The following is a 3,695-nucleotide window of genomic DNA, read 5'->3' as shown; positions in this document are numbered from 1 at the left end:
CGCCGACGGCGACGCGCTCGAAGCGATCCTCACCGGTCCGATGGTCGTCACCCAGTGGATCAACGCGCAGTACACTTCTCGACGGTCGACAACGCGGCGTACGGCAGCGGCTCGAAGGTGACCCACAACCCGGTCGGCAACGTCGGCGTCTACCAGGGCAACGGCGGCGACCTGATGACCGGGCTGCCGCTCCAGTCGGTCAGGGCCGCCGCCGACGAGCCGTACCACCAGCCGCTCCGGCTCTCGACGGTCGTTCACGCGCCGGTCGACCGCGTCACCGAGATATTGGCCGACAACGAGGCGGTGGCCGGACTGCTGGACAACGACTGGCTCTCCCTGACGGTCGTCGACCCGACGCGGGACCACCGCGCGTTCCACTACGAGTCCGAGTTGGAGTGGACGCCACTGGCCGAGTCCGAACGGGTCGAGCCGCCGGCGGAGACCTCGACGACTCCCGCCGCCGCGGACGACTAAGTGCGTTCGATCGGAGTCGTGAGGCTCTGTTGAAATCCTATTCTTTGGACACAAGACTGTGTGACACAGCCGGTCGATGAGAACTGCGCACTAATCATCAATCGGAGAAACAAGCTACCGAAGCGACAGCATCAACAGCTGCTGTCGTCCAAGAAAATGCGAGACAGAAAGTACTTACTGCGTGTCAAGATCTGGTGTAGCATGCCTTCCCCTCTATTCTCTCGCGCATCAATTGCTGACTTGGACCGGCGAGCATTTGTCGGCTTGCTTGGCGGCATCGTCGGTCTCGGATTGGCCTTGCAGGTGTTCTTAGTGACGAACACGACGGCTTGGACGATCGAACTGGAACGACTCATCACCCTGGTGTCCGTCATTGTTGCTATCGTCGTGTACGTGCGGACCCGACCAACGGCGAGGGCCTGGGAAATTGGCGTTCTCGCAGTTTGGGGAGCAATAGTTCAGTGGCTTGTGTCTCTCGTCTGGTTCATTGTCGGGCCCGCACTGGCAGGCGAGGTTTCGGTCTCGGCCATCCTGCTGTCTGGTGCCGCTGAGCTCTGCCTCGCGGAAGTGGGACGGTATCTTGGCACAGTCGCTGTCTTTGCTGGATTCTACACTGTAGCGGCGTCTCATCGTGAGCAACCAATCATTTCCGTACTGACGTTGCTGAGCGTTCCGGTTGTGATGATTGTCGTTTATGCGATCATATAGCTCTGCTCGACAGTTTGAAACGACATCATTACAGCTGTGATATCGATTGTAGGATCACTATGGGGTCCTTCGTAGAAAATCCGAGCTCTATAATGAGAGCTACGATACGATGCATCGTTTCTCTGTACTGAGCAATCGAGACAGTACAAATATCAACTACGGAGGGTTTCAACAAGGCCGGCCGTGACAGGGCACGCCGGTGCGATCTCGTTCGGGACCTCTCTATAGCACTCTATAGCAGTCCGAAGCAACGGCTATATTGATGCCGCCCGCACGACGAGTCGTGACGCAAGACAGCGAGCAGTCGGGCCACCGGATCGCGTTCGTCTGCGTCCAGAACGCGGGGCGGAGCCAGATGGCCGCCGCGTTCGCCGAGCGGGAGCGCGACCGCCGGAACGCGGGCGACCGGATCGAGATAGTCACCGGCGGGACACGGCCCGCAGACCGCGTTCACGAGGTCGTCGTCGAGGCGGTGGCGGAGGTAGACGTCGACGTTAGCGACCGGACGCCCCGAGAGGTGACGCCCGACGAGCTACGGGCGGTCGACCTCGTCGTGACGATGGGCTGTTCGGCGTCGGACGTGTGTCCGGCGACGTGGAACGGCGAGAACCGCGACTGGGGACTCGACGACCCGCACGAGCGGCCGATCGAGGCGGTCCGCGAGATCCGCGACGAGATCGAAGCGCGCGTCGTCGCGCTGTTCGACGAACTCCTGCCGGAGACGCCGTCCGCGGAGTGAGACGGAGAAAATAGTCGGCCGGGTGCGGCTCCTATCGACCGCCGCTAACAGCAGCCGTCGTCGTCGCCGCAGACGCTGCCGTAGTCGATCCCCGTCTCGTCCCCGATCGCCTCGTTACACTGCATCAGCATCGTCGTGAACGCGAACTCCGACGACTCCGCCTTCGCGGCGGCGAGTTGCTCGCCGAGCCGCTCGGCGGCCGCGACGACCTCGTCGTCGGCAGCCCCGTCCGCGTCGGAACTGGGTTCGGAGGCGCTCAACAGCACCCACCTCCGGTGGACCGCGCGAACTCCTCACCGATTTCCTCGCTGATGACGTCGTTCGTCCGCTGGAGGAGTTCCACCAAGTCGGCCTGTGCGGCCTGCTGCCGCTGGATCGTCTCGTTGGCCGACAGCTCCGACTGGAGCCCTTTCAGCTCTTCCATCACCGACCCGTCGAAGCCGCCGCGTTGCATCTGCTGTTGTTTCCGCCGGTACTCGCGGAGCAGCGCCATCGCCTCGTCGTCGTCCTGAAGCGCCTCGTCGGCCGCGACGAACCGCCGGTACGTCTCCGACTCGCCGAGGGCGTCGAGGAACTCGCGGAGCGCCGCCTCGACGTTTTCTTCCACGGTTTCGTCCGCGGACGCGTCCGCGACGCGCTCCGTCGCGTCGTCCGAGCCCTGCGCGTCGCTCATGAGGAAGTCACCTCCGGGGCGTCTGCCTCGGCGACGTCCGCCAGCCCGGTGACCTCCTCGCCGAAGGCGCTCAGCTCGTCGAGCCCGATCGGCTCGTCTCGGCGGAGCGGGGCGAGCATGAGCGGCGCGTCGAAGCGGTCGCGGATCTCCGCTAAGTACTGCGCCTGTTGCGCGCGCCGGTTCGCGAAGAAGGCGTTGTCGCCGTACTCCTCGGGCAGGAGGTAGTTGGCGACGACGAGCGAGGTCTCGATGCCGACCTGGTCGTTGAGGTCGGCGGCCGCGCGGTACGCCTCCATCATGGGCGTGTACTCGGGGTACATCACGAACGCGAACGTGCTCCGCTCGGGGTCTTTCATCGTCTCGATGACCTCGTCGTACTGGTCGCCCTTCGCGGGCGCGGCCCCCTTCGTCAGCGAGCCGAGGTCCATGAACCCCTTCCAGTCGGACGGGAGTTCGAGCAGGCGGAGCGTGTGTCCCGTCGGTGCCGTGTCGAAGACCACGACGTCGTAGCCGTCCTCGTCGAAGTAGCTCACGAACTTTTCGAGGGCGGCCATCTCCTCGGCGCAGGGCGACTCCAGCTCCTCTTCGACGTTCGCGATCGCGGCGTCGACGTCGATCTCGGTGTCCTCTTTCTCCTCGTACATCTCGGTGACGTGATCGAGGACCTGCTCGCGGTACTCGGCGAGCGCCTTCTCCTGGTCGATCCGCGCCGCGTCGAGGTTGGCCTGCCCGACCGAGGTCGGCTCGTGACCCACCGGCTCTCCGAAGATGTCCTCCAGATGCGCGGCCGGGTCGGTCGTGACGACGAGCGTCTCGTGGCCCGCCTCGGCGAGCTTCGTCGCCGCCGTCGCGGCGACCGTGCTCTTGCCGACGCCGCCCTTCCCAGTGAAGAAGAGGTACTCAGTCTCCTCGCCGGGCGTGAGCTGGTCGACGACCGCGTCGGCATCCGCCATCGAATCGAAGTCGACCTCGCCGTCGGCGTCCGCGTCGGTCGCCGCCCCGACGTCGACGGTCGCCTCGTCGCCGTCGTAGAGGACGCCGGCGACGTCCGCGAGCAGGTCGAGGCCGGCGATCTCGCCGGGCTGGAGGGGGTACGTCGCG

4 protein-coding genes and 1 pseudogene are annotated in these 3,695 nt (G+C 64.9%); 3 read left to right on the top strand and 2 right to left on the bottom strand.

Features of this window, described 5'->3' with window-relative positions; translation table 11 throughout:
- From BN903_RS14160 to BN903_RS14150, 3 genes and pseudogenes are all read left to right on the top strand, one after another.
- Nucleotides 1-474 (top strand): annotated as a pseudogene (locus tag BN903_RS14160) (putative inorganic carbon transporter subunit DabA); the annotation flags it as partial.
- Nucleotides 475-534: 60 nt separating this feature from the next.
- A complete protein-coding gene (locus tag BN903_RS14155; RefSeq protein ID WP_195155823.1) occupies nucleotides 535-1,182 on the top strand; it encodes a hypothetical protein in 648 nt (215 codons plus the stop codon).
- A 316-nt stretch (nucleotides 1,183-1,498) separates the two neighbouring features.
- Nucleotides 1,499-1,921 carry a low molecular weight phosphatase family protein gene (locus tag BN903_RS14150; protein WP_394296250.1) on the top strand — a complete coding sequence of 141 codons (423 nt, stop codon included), beginning with the start codon at nucleotides 1,499-1,501 and terminating at the stop codon, nucleotides 1,919-1,921.
- Nucleotides 1,922-1,965: 44 nt separating this feature from the next.
- Here BN903_RS14150 and hcsS read toward each other — a convergent pair whose 3' ends face one another.
- The gene (hcsS, locus tag BN903_RS14145; RefSeq protein WP_048078342.1) at nucleotides 1,966-2,187 is read right to left on the bottom strand and encodes a halo-CC-star protein HcsS; all 222 of its coding nucleotides are present in this window, start codon (nucleotides 2,185-2,187) and stop codon (nucleotides 1,966-1,968) included.
- Nucleotides 2,178-2,594, bottom strand: coding sequence for a halo-CC-star protein HcsL (gene hcsL / locus BN903_RS14140; RefSeq protein WP_048078341.1), 417 nt, complete (start codon nucleotides 2,592-2,594; stop codon nucleotides 2,178-2,180). The genes hcsS and hcsL overlap by 10 nt, the downstream gene beginning before the upstream one ends.
- Nucleotides 2,595-3,695: the final 1,101 nt, after the last annotated feature.

Source organism: Halorubrum sp. AJ67 (genome assembly GCF_000513435.1).
The sequence above is the reverse complement of the archived record's forward strand: the minus strand, read 5'-3'. Positions and strand labels throughout refer to the sequence as shown.